Consider the following 16276-nt stretch of genomic DNA (forward strand, 5'->3'; position numbering starts at 1 on the left):
TTAGCTTAGTTTTGGGTATGAAGCAAATGATATCAAATCTATCTGTTACCCTTCGGGGCAATGCTGTTACAGCGGCGGATTTTAAACTTCCCACACCTGTATTGCTTGCTAAATTTTCTTTTTTGCCGATTTCGTCTTTTTTTCCAACGGATATCATTCCCTTTTCCCCGGATGAGTTTGATCACATCGAACAAACAGACATCAAACTCCTGTTAAAGGGCTTTTCGATGGGGATTATTGCTGATAACGATCCTGTGCAAGTCCTGGAAGAGGTCATTGTGTTGTCAAACAGTGCGCTGGCATACAGTTACCTTGGACTCTATTATTTTAAATTGAAAGCCTATCAAGAAGCGATCGCTGTCTATAGCAGAGCAATTGAAAATTTTAAAGAGGAACCGTATTTTTATGCAAGCCGATGCCTAGTCTATCGCTTGATCGGTGAAGATGAGGGAGCATTTTATGATTACCAGATTGCCAAAAGATTGGATTTTAATTATCATAGCGTATTGGAATGGCAGGAAAATCAAGCCGAGGTAAGCTATTTTGAAGCGGAGAATCTGGTTATTCAAGAGCTGGAATCTACGCCGAAAGAACTCAGTACGGATGAGCTGAATTCATTAGGGCTTGAATATGTACATTGTTATGATTATCTGAAGGCGATCGAATTGTATACCTCGGCCATCAATAAAAATACAACAGGAGATAGTAACCTCTTTGTTTTCAGAGGAAGTCTCTATCTAAAATTGACCTGCTTTGAGTTGGCTTTAAATGATTTTAATCGGGCGATCGAGCTAGATGAAAATCAAACCGCCGCCTATGTATTCCGTGCCAAGGTATTTGAATCTTACCGTTATTCCGAAAAAGCACTTAACGATTATGCGAAAGCGGAAGAAAATGACAGCAACTCATCTATTGTGTATGAAGAACGGGCTTCTTTATTAGAACGTCTGGGCTGTCTTCCTGAGGCATTGTCTGATTTCAACCGTCTGGTCGAACTGAATCCTGAGGATTTTTATGTGTATTCTTTGCGGGCCGATCTCAAGGAAAAATTGGAGGACATGCAAGGCGCTTTGGTGGATTATTCGACAGCTATTGAATTGAATCCCTATTATTCAGACTTATATTCTTATCGTGCTGCTATCAAAGAAAAGCTCGGCGATGCAGTGGGGGCTAAGCTCGATTTAGATAAGTTTAATGAATTGGAAGACGAATAAATAGAAGAAAGCTATAAAAAAAGCGTCTTATGGAGAATTGAATACTTGTGCAGACAAGTGGAGAGAACGAATAAAATAGAAACGGGGCTATCCAAATTTGGATAGCCCCGTTTCTATTTTAGTTGAGCTCCCGCGGAGCCTGTGATTGTTCTACGTTAAAGCCAGTTCACATCCTACTTAATAATACGTTTAATCTTATTTGAACGCTTGATGAGTTTATGCAACTTGTCATAATCTTCGCTGGCGATTGAATCATGTAGGGATTGCAATTGTTTGATATGTTCCTCTAGGACTTCCAGTACATTTTCGCGATTCTGTTTGAAGATAGGCGTCCACATATCTGGTGAACTTTTAGCCAAACGGACTGTAGATTCAAAACCTGATCCTGCCAACTCAAATATACGTCCCTGCGATTTCTCCTTTTCCAATACTGTCAATGCTAGTGCGAATGAAGTAAGGTGGGAAATATGTGAAACATAAGCTGTATGTACATCGTGTTCGTCCGCATTCATGAAGCAGGTACGCATCTCCAGTTGATCCGTTATCGCGTCAGTAACTTCAAATGCATCTTCATCCGTTCTAAAGGCTTCAACATAGACCATCATCTTCCCCTTGAATAAACCTGCTACGGCTGCTTCGGGGCCAGAATATTCCGTACCGGCCATTGGGTGAGCCGCAATATAGCGTCCTCTATTAGGGTGATCTTTGATTTTGTTGAGTATGTTTGTCTTGGTAGATCCCATGTCGATAACGACCTGGTCTGTCACCTGATCAAGGATCTGAGGAACGACCTGCAAAATCGCATCAACCGGGATAGTCAATATAAGTACCTTACAGTTCTTTATTGCTTCTTCCAAAGTCATTGCTTCGTCGATAAAGCCTATCTGCTTGGCTTTGTCAAGATTTTTTTCACTTTTATCTACACCAATGATCTTACTGCAGAATTTTGTTTCTTTTAAGCGGATGGCGACTGAGCCGCCAATTAAGCCTACGCCTACGATGGCAATATTCATATGTGAATAATTATTTATTCGTGTTTGTTTTTCAAAGTCCATATGAAATATCCGGATTATATTTATTTTTTTGCTGTAATAGCGGATATTTCATCTGACTGAAATGTTAATTTTGAAAAATGCGTTTAGAAGTTATCCTTAATGCGTTGGATGGATTCTTCAAGAACTTCTACTGTGGCACAGAGACTGATCCGAATATACTCATTTCCTCCGTCTCCAAAAATCCCTCCCGGCGTGATAAACACACGTGCTTTGTCCAAGACAGCATCGCTAAGGGCATAGCCATCCTTATAGGAATTCGGAATCTGAGCCCATACAAATAAACCAACCTGATCTTTTTGGTATGAACAGCCCAGTAAGTTCATAATTTCATAGACTTTATGACGTCTATCTGCATAAATTTTGTTTAGATCTTGATACCATGAAGCTTCCAGTTGTAAGGCTTTTGCCGCCGCCAATTGAACAGGCAAAAACATTCCTGAGTCCATATTGCTTTTAAAACGTAATACCTGATTGATACGCTCTTCGCTACCAACCAATGCTCCAACTCTCCAACCAGCCATATTGGATGATTTGCTCAATGAATTTAATTCTATCGCGACCTCTTTTGCGCCTTCCACGCTCATAATACTACGCGGTTTGTCAGTCAGGATAAAGCTATAGGGGTTATCATGACAGATAAGAATATTGAATTCCTTTGCAAATTCAATCAGTTCTTTATAAAACGCATCCGATGCTGACGCACCCGTAGGCATGTGCGGATAATTGATCCACATCAACTTGACCTTTGATAGGTCCTGTTTCCGAAGTTCATCAAAGTCAATCAGCCAATTTTTTTCCTGTGTAAGCTTATAGGTGATCGATTCAGCTCCACTCAACCTTACCGCCGCAGCATAGGCCGGATATCCGGGATTGGGGATTAATGCCTTGTCTCCTTCCTGTAGGTAAGTCATGCAAATATGTACAATACCTTCTTTCGATCCAATAAGCGGTAGTATTTCAGTATTGGAGTTAAAAGTAGCCTGATAATAGCGTTGATACCAATCTGCGACAGCCTGTCTTAAAGCTGGAGCTCCTTTGTAATTTTGATAGCCATGTACATTTGGAAGTTGGGCATTCGTGTTTAATGTCGCTATTACCTCCGGGTGAGGGGGTAAGTCAGGACTTCCAATTCCTAGATTGATTACACGTGCACCCTGTTTGTTAAGCTCATCTATTTCCCTTAGTTTTTTCGAGAAGTAGTATTCTTCAGTTTGCTGCAATCTTTTGGCAACGTCTATTTGCATTTTATTTTTAATAATTTTGGTATTTGAATGAAGCTAAATTAGGGAATTATCTATAAAAAGTAGCTATTTTTGTCTTTTTTTCAAATGAATAGCACGTTCAGCGTTTCACACTAAACCTTGATAATTTTATAGAATAGAACTGTATGAGTGCTTTTCTTGATTAATTTGTTATTTTTGTTCAATTTCCTCGCTTAACAGAATTTTAATGGAAGAGGAGAGGTCGACAAATTATTTTTTGTGTCAAATTAATTTGTCTTAGTTCAAAATAAATGAAAACATATTTTAGGCTCTTATCATTTGCTAAACCCATTGAGAAATTTGCGATTCCGTATGTAATTTGCACCTTGATTACGGTTGTTTTTAGCACGTTAAATTTAGCATTACTCGCTCCATTACTCCATACACTTTTTAATACCGGTAAATCTGTCACTGAAGTTGTAAAACCTGAGACATATACGGATATTCTGGCCTGGTTTAATTACTATGCGAATGTAGCAAATAACCAACTTGGTGCTTATGGGGCATTAAAGTACGTTTGTATTGTTATCGTAATCTCCGTATTTATCAGTAATCTTTTTCGTTATTTCTGCCAGCGGATTATGGAAAATTTTCGTATTCATACCTTGTTGAAACTACGCAGGGCAGTATTTGACAATGTGATGGATCTGCATGTCGGTTATTTTACGGGACAGCGGAAAGGAGATATCGTTTCCAAGGTTGCTTCCGATGTACAGGTTGTACAGTATTCAGTAACGGGTACTTTACAGGTCGTATTCAAAGAACCTTTGCAGCTGATCGCCTATATTGTGATGTTGTTTAATATCTCGGCCAAGCTGACCTTCTTTTCTTTATTGGTTATTCCGATTTCAGCATTTTTTATAGCACGAATTGTAAAAAATTTAAAAAGCCAAGCGCGTTCAGCTCAGGAATCCTATGGAAATATGATATCCTACCTGGATGAGGCACTATCCGGTATCAAAATCATCAAAGCCTTTAATGCGGTCTCTTTTATCAAAAATAGATTTCATAATGAGAACGAACGATATGCCAATATTGGTCGGGCAATGGCGAAGAGACAACAATTGGGTTCTCCCGTTTCGGAGCTGCTTGGGGTGATGATGGTTGCTATTATTTTATTGTATGGCGGACATTTGGTGCTTTCTGGAGATAAAAGTTTGACGGCACCTGCGTTTATCGCTTACATAGCCATTTTCTCGCAGGTCATGCGTCCCGCGAAAGCATTGACAGATGCTTTTAGTGGTATTCATAATGGGCTTGCAGCAGGTGAACGGGTGTTGGAATTAGTTGATGAACGAAGTGAGGTGACCGACAAACCGAATGCGAAAAAAGTTGAAAGCTTCGAGCAGCGTATTGTTTTTAAAGATGTAAATTTTGCTTATACGAAAGATAAGAAAATTCTTCAGGGAATAGACCTAAGCATCGAAAAAGGAAAAGTAGTTGCCCTAGTAGGCCCTTCAGGTGGCGGGAAATCAACATTAGTGGATCTCATCCCACGATTTATGGATGTCACGGACGGACAGATCCTTTTTGATGGCGTGGATCTAAGAGATCTGGATCAGGATTCTTTACGTAGTATGATCGGTGTTGTCAATCAGGAATCTATTTTATTTAACGATACTATTTTCAATAATATCGCATTTGCCAATCTAGCCGCTAGTCAGGAAGAAATCGAAGCAGCGGCAAAAATAGCCAATGCACATGAGTTTATTCTAAAGACAGATCAGGGGTACCAAACCAATATTGGTGATCGGGGCGGTAAATTGTCAGGTGGGCAGCGTCAGCGAATCTGTATTGCACGTGCAGTGTTAAAAAATCCACCAATTATGTTACTCGATGAGGCTACTTCGGCCCTGGATACCGAATCCGAAAAATTAGTACAAGATTCCCTCTATAAATTGATGGATAATCGCACAACAGTCGTGATTGCACATCGTTTAAGTACCATTCAAAATGCAGATAAGATTGTTGTAATCGAAGCTGGAAAAATTGTTGAATCGGGTAGCCATACTGAATTGCTACAGCATAATGGCTTATATAAGAAGTTAATTGAGATGCAGCAATTTACCGACTAAACACGTCGTTTTAGGAAAGTTTTGTTGGTCTTTATCGGACTAAACATGACGCAATCCTGAATGAGTGTTGTCACATTTTATTATAACTTTTGTCGCCTTTTAGGTACATTTGTTTAAGATAGGAGATACATTAATGAACGCAATAGATAAATTAAATTTCTTGATCACTGATAAACATTTAGACGTTGAATTAAGAAATATAGCCGAGAAAGTTTTGCGAGAGGAGCGTATCACTTTTGATGAAGGAGTTCTTTTATACGAAAAAGGTGAATTAGGCTATCTTGGTGTTCTTGCCAATTATATCCGTGAGAAACGTCATGGAGATCATACCTTTTTTAACCGTAATTTTCACATTGAGCCCACGAATGTCTGTGTATATGACTGCAAATTCTGTTCCTACTCCAGACTGATCAAAGAGCGCGCCGAAGGTTGGGAAATGGAGGTCGATGGCATGATGGATATTGTGAAGAAATATGACAATGAAGCCGTTACCGAAGTGCATATTACTGGTGGTGTTGTGCCAAAGCAAAACCTTGAGTTTTATGCGGATTTCTTTAAAAGATGTAAAGCACATCGACCGGAATTGCATATTAAGGGACTCACGCCAGTAGAATATTATTATATTTTCAAGAAAGCAAAGTTGAGCCACTATGACGGACTGAAATATTTACAGTCTTGTGGTCTTGATTCGATGCCCGGAGGTGGGGCTGAAATCTTCCATCCGGAAATCAGAGAGCAGATTGCGCATGACAAGTGTACGGCTGAGCAGTGGTTAGATATTCATGAACAAGCTCACCGCCTGGGGATGTATACAAACGCGACCATGTTATACGGTCACATTGAACAATTCTGGCATCGGGTAGACCATATGGAACGTTTGCGACAGCTTCAAGATAAAACCGGTGGCTTCCAGACTTTTATTCCATTGAAATTTAGGAACAAGGAAAACCAAATGTCACATATCCCTGAGGTTTCTGTTATTGAGGATTTAAGAAATTATGCAATCGCACGGATCTACATGGATAATTTTGATCATATCAAAGCATACTGGGCCATGATATCAAGAGATACAGCACAATTGTCCCTAGCTTTTGGTGTGGACGATATTGATGGTACGTTGGACGATACGACCAAAATATACAGTATGGCTGGTGCGGAAGAGCAAAAACCTGGAATGACAACACAAGAGGTTGTGGAATTGATTAAACAGGTAGGCCGTCATCCCATTGAACGCGATACATTGTATAATGTGGTAACTGACTATAATGATGTTGTCTTTGAAGTGGATACCAAAAAGAAAAGTTATTATGCACTACCTGTTGTAAACCCATAAACTAGATCATATTCATTTTGAAAAAGACATTTTATTTTATACGACACGGACAGACTGATTTAAATCTAAAGGGCATAGTGCAGGGGAGAGGGGTTAATTCCCCATTAAATGAAACAGGCATGGCCCAGGCTCAGGCTTTCTTTGAACGCTACAATACAGTGCCTTTTGACAAAGTATATACCTCGACTTTATTAAGGACTCATCAGACGGTAAAAGGCTTTATTGACCAAAATTTACCTTGGGAACAGCTTGTCGGGCTGGATGAAATCAGCTGGGGAATCTACGAAGGGAAAGAGCAGACGCCTGAGTTGTTGTCTGGTTTTGAGCAATTGGTTGCTGCATGGCGCAACGGAGAATTGGATGTCAGTATTGAAAATGGAGAATCTCCAAATGTATTAATGGAACGCCAGCAGGTTGCATTGGATCATATGCTGGCCCAAGCAAATGAAGAAAATATCCTTGTTTGTATGCATGGTCGTGCCTTACGTATCATGCTTTGCCTCATGACTGGTATTGATGCTCGATATATGGATGATTTTCCACACACAAATACTGCTTTATATAAATTGCTGTATAATAATGGTCAATTTGAAATTATAGACCATTACAATACAGACCACCTAGAAGCATTGATGAATGAATAAAATTAGAATTTCAGCCGTATCTTATACAAACACTTATCCGTTTTTGAACGGAATACGTAAATCAAAGGTAATGGATCAGATCGATCTCAGTGTCGATTATCCAAGTGCCTGTGCGCAAAAAGTAATAGATGATGAGGCAGATATGGGAATTATTCCGACTGCCGCACTACTAAGTCTTCCTGAATATTATATCAATACAGATTTTTGTATCGGAACTGAAGGTGCCGTTGATTCGGTGTTTATTTTTTCCAATAAGCCCATTACGGAGGTGGAGACCCTCAGACTGGATAAGCAATCGCGTACTTCTAATGGCCTTGCCCGTGTACTGCTAAAGAATTACTGGAAACGCGAGGTTCAGTTGATTACAGACGACAGTGCGGAACCAGATGCTTATGTCCTGATCGGTGACCGCACCTTCGGTAAAAAGAATACCGTACCCTACGTTTATGACTTGGGGAAGGAATGGTTTGATTTTACAGGATTGCCTTTTGCGTTTGCCCTTTGGGTAAGCAATAAAAAGCTGCCTGAATCGTTTGTGAAAGATTTCAATGATGCCCTCGCTTACGGCGTGGCTCATGCGACCGATGTCATTGCGGGACTGCCCGAATTTGAAGGGTTTGATTATACAAAATATTTGACGGCACATCTTGATTTTCATCTAACGGATCAAAAACGGGAAGCTGTACAACGTTATCTGGGCTATTTAAAAGATTTGGATTGATCAAATAAAGCGCGATGCATTAGAAATTAAAAAAGAGGTTTGTTCAACAAACCTCTTTTTTTATATGTAAATATATCTTGTTATGCTTTCTATGTTCTTCCGATTTTCACTTTTCGGCCTTTGACTTTCTGACCGTTAGCGGCATTGATGATCACTAAAGCCAGTTTACGTTTGACAGCAACATAAGCAATTTTGTCTTTGACTTCGATAATTCCGATATCGTCTTTTTCGATGCCATCCAGATTTAACAAAAAGCCAACGATGTCAATTTTGTTGACCTTATCCTTCCTTCCTGCGCTGACATAGAGTGTAGCAAAAGGCGAGTTTTCCGGCAGGTCATAAAAGTCCGGGAACTCCTCCTCTGCGGTATCTTCTAGAATGTAGGGATAATTTTCTTCCGGTTTTAAGATGACATACACGTCACCTTTTGCCTGCATACGCGCTGTGCGTCCATTGCGGTGTGTAAAATCATCTTCTTTATGTGGAAGCTGATAGTGAATGATTGCATCTACTTCAGGAATATCCAGTCCCCGAGCAGCAAGGTCTGTGGTAATCAAGACATTGTTAGAGTGGTTTCTGAACTTTAGTAGCGCCAACTCTCTGTCCTGCTGCTCCAAGCCACCATGAAAGATGTCATGAATGATATTACGATTGTCCAATAGGTCGCTGATATGATCGACAGCATCACGATGGTTGCAAAAAATAATCATTTTTTTTGTACCGATCTTGCAGATAAGTTTTAATAGCGCCTCTAGTTTCTTTTGACTGGTTGCAACTACTTTTTTTATCGTGATCCGCGGGATATTGCTTGCATCTTTCAGGAAATCGACAGTAACGGGATCCTGAATCTGCGTAAAAGGCGGAATGGTCTCCATTGTTGTCGCGGAGGTCAATATGCGCGACTTAATTTTGGGCATGTGCCGAATGATAAAATCCATTTGCTGATGAAATCCAAGTTCCAATGACTTGTCAAATTCATCCAGTATTAGGGTATGGATTTGTGTCGGATCGAAATTTCCTTCTTCAAGATGCTGTTTTATTCGACCGGGGGTACCGATAAGAATAGATGGCGCATCTTTGAATGCGTTTTTTTCGATACGTGTGCTATGTCCACCATAAGCGCAGGTCACTTTGTATCCTGTCGTCAGTTTCCGGATGACTTGCTCGATCTGTAAGGCGAGTTCACGGGTGGGCACTAAAACCAGTACCTGTACTTCTCGGGCGATATCTTTTAGCTGTTGTAGTATTAATAATGAAAAGGCTAATGTTTTTCCTGACCCTGTAGGGGAAAGCAAGATGAGATCTTTGTCTTGTTGGTAGACGTCCAATACCTTTTGTTGCATTTCATTCAGGGATGAAATACCGAATTTGTTTAAAATAGCTTCTAGCTGCATGGCACAAAAGTACTAATTAAAACGAAAAGGTAACCCACCTCTTTCAGATGGATTACCTTTGTCAGATTTTTGTATTGGCCTTTATTGCGATTAATCGCTTTTTAAAGACCCAAAGTATAATACTTTAATAGTATTGTTTTAGAGTATATCAATACCTTCTTCTCTTAAAGCTTGTTTTTTATCTTCTTCCCAGATACTGACCTGTACTTCGCCGATATGTTGCTTTTTAAGCATAAACATACACACACGAGACTGCCCGATACCACCGCCCATCGATTCGGGTAATTCATCGTTAAGAAGCATGCTGTGAAAAGTCAACTTGGATTTTTCGCTGCAATTTCTGATTTCCATCTGATAGGCTAATGCTGTTTTGTCGACACGGATACCCATGGACGAAAGCTCGAATGCTGAATTTAAAATTGGATTCCAAACAAGAATATCACCATTTAAACCATTGTAGCCAGCTTCATTTGTTGTACTCCAATCGTCGTAATCTGCCGCACGGCCATCATGTGCTACCCCATTGCTCAGTGCACCACCAATACCATAAAGAAATACCGCACCGTGTTCTTTTGTGATGGCATTTTCTCGTTCTTTGGCACTTAAGTCGGGGTACTTTTGCAATAACTCCTCCGAAGAAATAAATGTAATGGTCTCAGGAAGGATCGCTTTTATCTGTGGGTATTTACGCTCCACCTGTAATTCTGTAAATCGAAGTGATTCGTATATATTGAGTACAGTATCTTTCAAAAGAACCAAATTACGCTGATCTTTTCCGATTACTTTTTCCCAGTCCCATTGATCTACATAAATGGAATGTATAGGGGTGTAATCTTCGTCCGGCCGAAGAGCTTTCATGTCGGTGACAATACCTTCACCCGGCAACATTTCAAGCTCTTTTAGCCGCACTCTTTTCCATTTCGCCAATGAATGAACCACGACTGCCCGCTTTTCATTTAAAGATTTGATCGGAAAGGAAACAGGGCGCTCGATGCCATTTAGATCATCGTTTAATCCTGTGCCGTCCAAGACCACCAGTGGTGAGGAAATTGGAATCAGATTTAACTTGCTTTTTAATTCTTGGACAAATGTATCTTTAACGAAGCTGATAGCAACTTCGGTATTTAAAAGTTTTCTTCCCTCCATATGAGTCAATTGAAAAGCCATGTACGGATCGTTGTACATCGCATCATTTTTCTTATTCAGTTATTTGATACAAAAATATGAAAATATCATTTGCTAATATGTTTTGTTGTTATTTTTGATATTTATCCATTAAAATGTTGAAAAAATATAAATATTACAAGAAAAAGCGAATAGGTCAATCTGTAATTATAAAACTATTAATTTGTCGGTGCAACTAAATTGGTCCGACCTAACAAAAAAAGCCCTGAAATAATTTTCAGGGCTTTTTTTGTTCTATTGAATGGGATTCGCTTATACCGAGAAACTCTCGCCACAGGCACATGTACGGCTTGCATTTGGATTATGAAATTCAAATCCTTTTCCGTCCAACCCATCGGAGTAATCAAGTTCCGTTCCTGCTAAATAGAGGAATGATTTGATATCTAAACAAATTTTAACTCCTTTATCTTCGAAAAACTGGTCTCCCTTTTTTTCCTCATTATCGAAATTCAGTTTATAGCTTAAGCCTGAGCAACCACCACTTTCTACAGCAACACGCACAAAGTAATTGCCGTCATATTGCTCATCCTTCATGATTGCCTCGATACGAGTTTTTGCTTTATCAGTAACTGTAATCATAGTTGTATCTTTGTCTACAACAAAGATACATACAATCTCGCTATATTTCGCCTGTTCTTAAGTTTTTAGAATGTCATAAATTAACTGATCAAACCGGCCTTATAAAGTTGCCATATGGGTGATTGCTCTCTTATTTTTTGTACAGCTTCTTTGATCAATTGTGCGCATTGTAGGATTTCTTCACCTGTGGTCAATATACTTAGGCTAAATCTGATTGCGGAAAGTGCATCTTCTTTGGATATGCCCATGGCCAGTAGTACATGTGACGCTTCCCTTGATCCGGTAACACAGGCGGAGCCGGAGGACAGGGCCAAGGTAGGACAGGCGGTCATAATCTCGCTTGCGAGCACATGCTTGAAACTGATATAGCTTGTCGTCGGTAGGCGAAGGGTATTTTGCCCATGTATAATAATTTCAGGAATATCAGCTAGCTCGGCTTCCAGCAGATCCCGGTACGCCCGAACGTTTGTATAGGCTTGTGGAGTTAGCGTGGAGATCGCCTTTCCAAAGCCGACGATGGCCGGAACATTGTAGGTGCCGCCTCGAAAACCATTCTCCTGACCACCACCTAAAATTAATGGTGTAAGCTGAATGGGTTTTGATTTGCGTCGGATATAAAGTGCACCAATTCCTTTTGGGCCGTGAATTTTATGTGCACTCAGACATAAAAGATCAATAGGAAGCTGCTGGAGGTCGATCGCAACTTTTCCGATTGCTTGTGTGGCGTCGCAAAAAAATAGAATATCTTCTTTATTGCAGATGGATGCCACCTGTTCGATCTCAGCCAACACGCCAGTCTCATTATTCGCCGCCATCAGACAGATTAATATGGTTTTGGCGGTAATGGCATTTTTAAGATCATCCAAGTCTATGTGCCCCTGACTGTCAACGGGAAGATAAGTAATTTGTGCCCCTTGTTTGGTCAGTTGTTCACAACAACTTAATACTGCTTTATGCTCCGTAGTGGCTGTAATGATATGATTGCCTTGAGACTGATATTTGTCAAATACACCCTGCAGTACGGTATTGATGCTCTCTGTAGCTCCGGAATTGAAAAAAATTTCCTTTGGCGTACAATTTAAAGCCGCGGCGACTTGTGCTCTGCTCTGTTGAACCGCTGCATTTGCCGCTCTACCCATCTGGTGGTAAACACTGGATGCATTAGCATAATTTTGGATGAAATAAGGGGTCATCTCCTGCCATACTTCATCCAAAATTCGGGTGGTTGCATTGTTGTCCAAATATATGGTATCCTTCATCAGCATAAAGATAAGGATAATGGTGTTTATACAGAAGCTTTCACATCAACTTCCTTCTTTTTGACATTGGGATCATAGCGTAGTCCCGGTGTCAACCAATACATCAAAATAACGCGTGAATATCGATAATTGAAGGGAGACATCAACACAACACTTAATATAGCGACAGTCGCATAAAGAATGAAGGACGAGTCATTTCCGGTAAGGATGTAGGTTGCCATACAGGCCGTTACCATCTCTGCGATGGCAAATGCATAGGTGACATACATGGCACCATAGAAATAACCCGGTTCACGTTCGTAGCGGAGACCACAGTATTCACAGTTACTATTCATCTTTTGGACCTTTAGACCATAGGCAGGACCTTTATATACATGACCAACTCTACATCTTGGACATTTTGCTTGCCATGCCGCTTTGAATTCCGATAATTCGTATTTAACTTCTTCCATAGTTATAGTTGTTTTCTGAACTCTTCGGGTGTGAGATCAGTGGATTTTTTAAAAAATTTGGTGAAATAAGAGTTGTCCTTAAACTGCAATTCATTTGCAATTTCAGTAATATTTAAATTTCGATTGATTAACAGTCGTTTTGCTTCCAGGACAATCCGGTTGCGGATGATCTCTCCAGCCGACTGACCGATATAGGATTTACAGATCGCGTTCAGGTGATTTGGCGTGATAAATAATTGATCCGCATATACACTCGGTAATTTGGTAGATTTAAACTGTTGTTCAACCAATTGCTGAAAGCTATTGAATATTTTATGATTATAGGGATTGCTTCCGTCTTTTTGTTCTTTTTCAGAACAGATGGAAACATATAGTAGAAATTGGAGCAGCAGTGTACGGATATAATCTTCGGATAGACCGCTGGACTTCGCCAATAAGATCTCATCCAAAATATTCGTCGCCTGAGCGCGGCAAGGTCCTTCCAGTTCAAAAATTAAATGCTCAATTTTGCCCTGTAAAAAGCTGAAACGCTCCAGATAATCTGTACGTAATAAAAACGATTGGAAATAGTCGACCGAAAAATTGACGACATAGCCGCCTTCGTCGCCAACAAAATTCCAGGTATGCACTTGACCGGGGGCCATGAAGTAGATTTGAAAGGGTTTAATTTTATAATGATTGAAATCGATGATGTGATCACCTGAACCTTTCGTAAATAATACAAAATGAAAAAAATTGTGCTTGTGAGGAAACACCATATTCGCATGTTTGATGACGTATTGACTCAAGTCATCAATATGGATAGTTGTTTTATTGTTGAGATCGAGACTGCAACTATCGATAATAGGAATGGTGTTTTTTCTATTCATACTACAAAGTTAGCTCAAATATTCTTTTTATAGTGGTGTTAATTTGGTCTTTTGTGGTATTTTTCAACGATTTTAATATTTTGAATGCTAAGTTTGGATGTTGGAACAATCCTTGTTTCAAAAAGCATGGAAATATATTTAATAAGCATGGAAAGTAATTTAAATAGTCTAGGGACTAAATTTGGGCGATTGACCGATATCGTCATTGATTCAATACCAGGTATTATAGGTGGTATTATTTTATTGATTATTGGTAAATATGTTATCGATTTGGTCAACCGATTATTGCACAAGCGTTTTGAGAAGAGAAATGTTGATCCTTCAATACGAGCATTTATCTCGAGTATGGTAAGGATTGTGATGTGGGTGATGTTGATGTTGACTGTTGCCAGTCAGATTGGTATTCAGACGACCTCTTTTATAGCGGCATTGTCTGCCTTTGGTTTGGCTGTAGGTATGGCGCTTCAGGGAAGTCTAAGTAACTTTGCCGGTGGTGTGTTGATCCTGATGTTTAGACCTTTTGAAGTAGGTGACTACATCTCAAGTGCGAATGGTACGGCCGGAACTGTGGAGCGAATTGACATTTTATACTCAACATTGATTGGTGACGATGGCGTACGCATCTTTAGCCCGAATGGTCCATTAGCTAATTCGGTGATCAAGAACTATACGAAAATCGTTCAACGGATGTTTGAATATACCGTGAGCATATCCTATGACAAGAATATAAAAGAGGCGAAAGAGATCATTCTAAGAGTACTTCGATCCAATGAAAATGTGTTGACAACACCTGAACCGACGGTGTTTGTCAAAGAGTTGGGAAACAGCTCAATTGTATTGACCGTGCGGGCATGGACCAAACGGGAACATTACTGGCCGGCACGCAATTCGATGCAGGAAAAAATTATGTTGGAATTAGAACGAAACGATATGAGTGTGGCTCCGAATCCGACACAGATTAGTATTGTCCCTAATGCAAATGATCAGGGAAGTCCGGTCAAAGCAGACGCTTAATCATCTGACAGGGCACGGATAAGAATAAAGTACCGATAGGCTAATATGGCCTGCTGGTACTTTTTCAGTTTAAGCGGATCCTTCTTCCCATATTTGGGCAGGATCGCTTTATTTAGCTTGTTCAGGAACTGAAAGAAATGTCGTTTCATGTATAGGCTTCTGGATTGATAGTTTGTGGCATCTTTTCACCTTTGATTGCTGCCAATAAATTGCTTGCTGCCATTAGGGCCATATTGTCTCTAGTTTCTACTGTTGCGGATCCGATATGCGGTAGAATGCACACATTTTCAAGATTCAGTAGTGGATTGTCCGCAGCCATAGGTTCAGGGTTTGTCACATCGAGTCCCGCTCCCCATAATTCTCCTGTTCGTAAAGCGTTGGCGAGGTCTTCCTCCTGGACTAATCCGCCACGTGCCGTGTTGACTAGAATCGCCGAGTTTTTCATGCGTTTGAATGTATCCCGATTAAACCGGTTGGATGTTTCCGCTGTGAGTGCAGCATGAATGGAAAGTACGTCACTTTGGGTTAACAGATCATCAAAGTTGACATATCTCGCCCCCAAGATCCGTTCAGCCTCCAAGTTACGTCCACGGTTATAATAGATGATTTCCATATTATAAGCAGCCCTTGCTTTTCGGGCAAATTCAAGACCGATCCGTCCAAGTCCATAGATACCCAATGTTTTATTATTGAGTTCTATGCCCAGATGTGCTGTTGGGTCAAAACCTTTCCACTGGCCCTGCAAAATCTGCTTGTGATTGAAGAAAGCTTTTCTGGAAACGGCCAGCATCAATAGGAACGCAACATCAGCTGTAGCGCCGGAAAGTACACCCGGTGTGTTGCTCACAGGGATACCAAATTTCGTCGCTGCGGGAATGTCAACATTATCGTAACCAACGCTCATAAGGGATAGCGCTTTAAGATTGGGGCAGTTTTGGAAAAATTCTTCGTCAAACTTTTGCATACCGCCATTTAATACATAATCGGCCTGTTGTCCTGCCTGGATAAGTTCGGTAGGGGATAACGGGGTAGCAGAATCATGTATTGCCACCTCATGTCCGGCTGTAGTTAATAGATCGATACCTTTTTGCGGGATTCGTTTGGTGATAAATATCTTCATGTAAATGTAATGCTGTCGTGGAGCCTGTTGTAAAATAAAATTAAAAGTGCCCAGTTTATTTGGGCTATTAATCAAAGTTAATGGTTAACAGCTTGTGTAA

General features: G+C 40.2%; 16 protein-coding genes. 6 read left to right on the top strand and 10 right to left on the bottom strand.

Annotated elements, in window-relative coordinates; all coding sequences use genetic code 11:
- The first annotated feature begins 17 nt into the window (after nucleotides 1–17).
- On the top strand, nucleotides 18–1214 hold the full coding sequence (locus LC454_RS01680; protein WP_223578549.1) for a tetratricopeptide repeat protein: 1197 nt from the start codon (nucleotides 18–20) through the stop codon (nucleotides 1212–1214).
- 173 nt (nucleotides 1215–1387) lie between these two features.
- Here the strand turns inward: LC454_RS01680 and LC454_RS01685 are convergent, their stop codons facing one another.
- The gene (locus tag LC454_RS01685; RefSeq protein ID WP_223578551.1) at nucleotides 1388–2269 is read right to left on the bottom strand and encodes a prephenate dehydrogenase; all 882 of its coding nucleotides are present in this window, start codon (nucleotides 2267–2269) and stop codon (nucleotides 1388–1390) included.
- An 83-nt stretch (nucleotides 2270–2352) separates the two neighbouring features.
- On the bottom strand, nucleotides 2353–3513 hold the full coding sequence (locus LC454_RS01690) for a pyridoxal phosphate-dependent aminotransferase (RefSeq protein ID WP_223578553.1): 1161 nt from the start codon (nucleotides 3511–3513) through the stop codon (nucleotides 2353–2355).
- Nucleotides 3514–3782: 269 nt separating this feature from the next.
- Between LC454_RS01690 and LC454_RS01695 the strand changes: the two genes are divergently transcribed.
- From LC454_RS01695 to LC454_RS01710, 4 genes are all read left to right on the top strand, one after another.
- Nucleotides 3783–5606, top strand: coding sequence for an ABC transporter ATP-binding protein (locus LC454_RS01695; protein WP_223578555.1), 1824 nt, complete (start codon nucleotides 3783–3785; stop codon nucleotides 5604–5606).
- A gap of 133 nt (nucleotides 5607–5739) precedes the next feature.
- A complete protein-coding gene (mqnE, locus tag LC454_RS01700) occupies nucleotides 5740–6939 on the top strand; it encodes an aminofutalosine synthase MqnE (RefSeq protein ID WP_223578557.1) in 1200 nt (399 codons plus the stop codon).
- Nucleotides 6940–6956: 17 nt separating this feature from the next.
- Nucleotides 6957–7583, top strand: coding sequence for a histidine phosphatase family protein (locus LC454_RS01705; RefSeq protein ID WP_223578559.1), 627 nt, complete (start codon nucleotides 6957–6959; stop codon nucleotides 7581–7583).
- Entirely contained in the window at nucleotides 7576–8304 is a 729-nt protein-coding gene (locus LC454_RS01710; RefSeq protein WP_223578561.1) for a menaquinone biosynthetic enzyme MqnA/MqnD family protein, read from the top strand. Before LC454_RS01705 ends, LC454_RS01710 begins: the two co-directional genes overlap by 8 nt.
- Nucleotides 8305–8393: 89 nt before the next feature.
- On the opposite strand, the gene LC454_RS01715 is transcribed toward LC454_RS01710, so the two are convergent.
- The 6 genes from LC454_RS01715 to LC454_RS01740 form a co-directional block, all read right to left on the bottom strand.
- Nucleotides 8394–9698 (bottom strand): DEAD/DEAH box helicase, encoded by a 1305-nt coding sequence (locus LC454_RS01715; protein ID WP_223578571.1) that lies wholly within the window; start codon nucleotides 9696–9698, stop codon nucleotides 8394–8396.
- Between the two features lie 138 nt (nucleotides 9699–9836).
- Nucleotides 9837–10883 carry an aspartate--ammonia ligase gene (gene asnA, locus LC454_RS01720; protein WP_223578578.1) on the bottom strand — a complete coding sequence of 349 codons (1047 nt, stop codon included), beginning with the start codon at nucleotides 10881–10883 and terminating at the stop codon, nucleotides 9837–9839.
- A 252-nt stretch (nucleotides 10884–11135) separates the two neighbouring features.
- Complete coding sequence (locus LC454_RS01725; protein WP_120258465.1) at nucleotides 11136–11462, bottom strand: HesB/IscA family protein; 327 nt, start codon at nucleotides 11460–11462, stop codon at nucleotides 11136–11138.
- Nucleotides 11463–11542: 80 nt separating this feature from the next.
- Nucleotides 11543–12721: a cysteine desulfurase family protein gene (locus LC454_RS01730; protein WP_223578580.1), complete on the bottom strand. Its 1179-nt coding sequence runs from the start codon at nucleotides 12719–12721 to the stop codon at nucleotides 11543–11545.
- A 26-nt stretch (nucleotides 12722–12747) separates the two neighbouring features.
- A complete protein-coding gene (locus LC454_RS01735) occupies nucleotides 12748–13173 on the bottom strand; it encodes a DUF983 domain-containing protein (RefSeq protein ID WP_223578582.1) in 426 nt (141 codons plus the stop codon).
- Between the two features lie 2 nt (nucleotides 13174–13175).
- Nucleotides 13176–14042 (bottom strand): helix-turn-helix domain-containing protein, encoded by an 867-nt coding sequence (locus LC454_RS01740; protein WP_223578584.1) that lies wholly within the window; start codon nucleotides 14040–14042, stop codon nucleotides 13176–13178.
- 147 nt (nucleotides 14043–14189) lie between these two features.
- Between LC454_RS01740 and LC454_RS01745 the strand changes: the two genes are divergently transcribed.
- Nucleotides 14190–15056 carry a mechanosensitive ion channel family protein gene (locus LC454_RS01745; protein ID WP_223578586.1) on the top strand — a complete coding sequence of 289 codons (867 nt, stop codon included), beginning with the start codon at nucleotides 14190–14192 and terminating at the stop codon, nucleotides 15054–15056.
- Here the strand turns inward: LC454_RS01745 and LC454_RS01750 are convergent.
- On the bottom strand, nucleotides 15053–15205 hold the full coding sequence (locus tag LC454_RS01750; RefSeq protein WP_223578588.1) for a hypothetical protein: 153 nt from the start codon (nucleotides 15203–15205) through the stop codon (nucleotides 15053–15055). The genes LC454_RS01745 and LC454_RS01750 overlap by 4 nt on opposite strands.
- Nucleotides 15202–16176, bottom strand: coding sequence for a 2-hydroxyacid dehydrogenase (locus tag LC454_RS01755; protein ID WP_223578590.1), 975 nt, complete (start codon nucleotides 16174–16176; stop codon nucleotides 15202–15204). Before LC454_RS01755 ends, LC454_RS01750 begins: the two co-directional genes overlap by 4 nt.
- Nucleotides 16177–16276: the final 100 nt, after the last annotated feature.

The sequence above is a fragment of the Sphingobacterium sp. GVS05A genome, assembly GCF_019969845.1.
In the GTDB taxonomy this organism is placed as follows: domain Bacteria; phylum Bacteroidota; class Bacteroidia; order Sphingobacteriales; family Sphingobacteriaceae; genus Sphingobacterium.

Coding starts and splice junctions, on each gene's coding strand:
- LC454_RS01755 (WP_223578590.1), bottom strand. CDS start 16,176: ATGAAGATATTTATCACCAAACGAATCCCGCAAAAAGGTATCGATCTA.
- LC454_RS01735 (WP_223578582.1), bottom strand. CDS start 13,173: ATGGAAGAAGTTAAATACGAATTATCGGAATTCAAAGCGGCATGGCAA.
- LC454_RS01685 (WP_223578551.1), bottom strand. CDS start 2,269: ATGGACTTTGAAAAACAAACACGAATAAATAATTATTCACATATGAAT.
- LC454_RS01690 (WP_223578553.1), bottom strand. CDS start 3,513: ATGCAAATAGACGTTGCCAAAAGATTGCAGCAAACTGAAGAATACTAC.
- LC454_RS01725 (WP_120258465.1), bottom strand. CDS start 11,462: ATGATTACAGTTACTGATAAAGCAAAAACTCGTATCGAGGCAATCATG.
- LC454_RS01680 (WP_223578549.1), top strand. CDS start 18: ATGAAGCAAATGATATCAAATCTATCTGTTACCCTTCGGGGCAATGCT.
- LC454_RS01710 (WP_223578561.1), top strand. CDS start 7,576: ATGAATAAAATTAGAATTTCAGCCGTATCTTATACAAACACTTATCCG.
- asnA (WP_223578578.1), bottom strand. CDS start 10,883: ATGTACAACGATCCGTACATGGCTTTTCAATTGACTCATATGGAGGGA.
- LC454_RS01745 (WP_223578586.1), top strand. CDS start 14,190: ATGGAAAGTAATTTAAATAGTCTAGGGACTAAATTTGGGCGATTGACC.
- LC454_RS01740 (WP_223578584.1), bottom strand. CDS start 14,042: ATGAATAGAAAAAACACCATTCCTATTATCGATAGTTGCAGTCTCGAT.
- LC454_RS01695 (WP_223578555.1), top strand. CDS start 3,783: ATGAAAACATATTTTAGGCTCTTATCATTTGCTAAACCCATTGAGAAA.
- mqnE (WP_223578557.1), top strand. CDS start 5,740: ATGAACGCAATAGATAAATTAAATTTCTTGATCACTGATAAACATTTA.
- LC454_RS01750 (WP_223578588.1), bottom strand. CDS start 15,205: ATGAAACGACATTTCTTTCAGTTCCTGAACAAGCTAAATAAAGCGATC.
- LC454_RS01715 (WP_223578571.1), bottom strand. CDS start 9,698: ATGCAGCTAGAAGCTATTTTAAACAAATTCGGTATTTCATCCCTGAAT.
- LC454_RS01730 (WP_223578580.1), bottom strand. CDS start 12,721: ATGAAGGATACCATATATTTGGACAACAATGCAACCACCCGAATTTTG.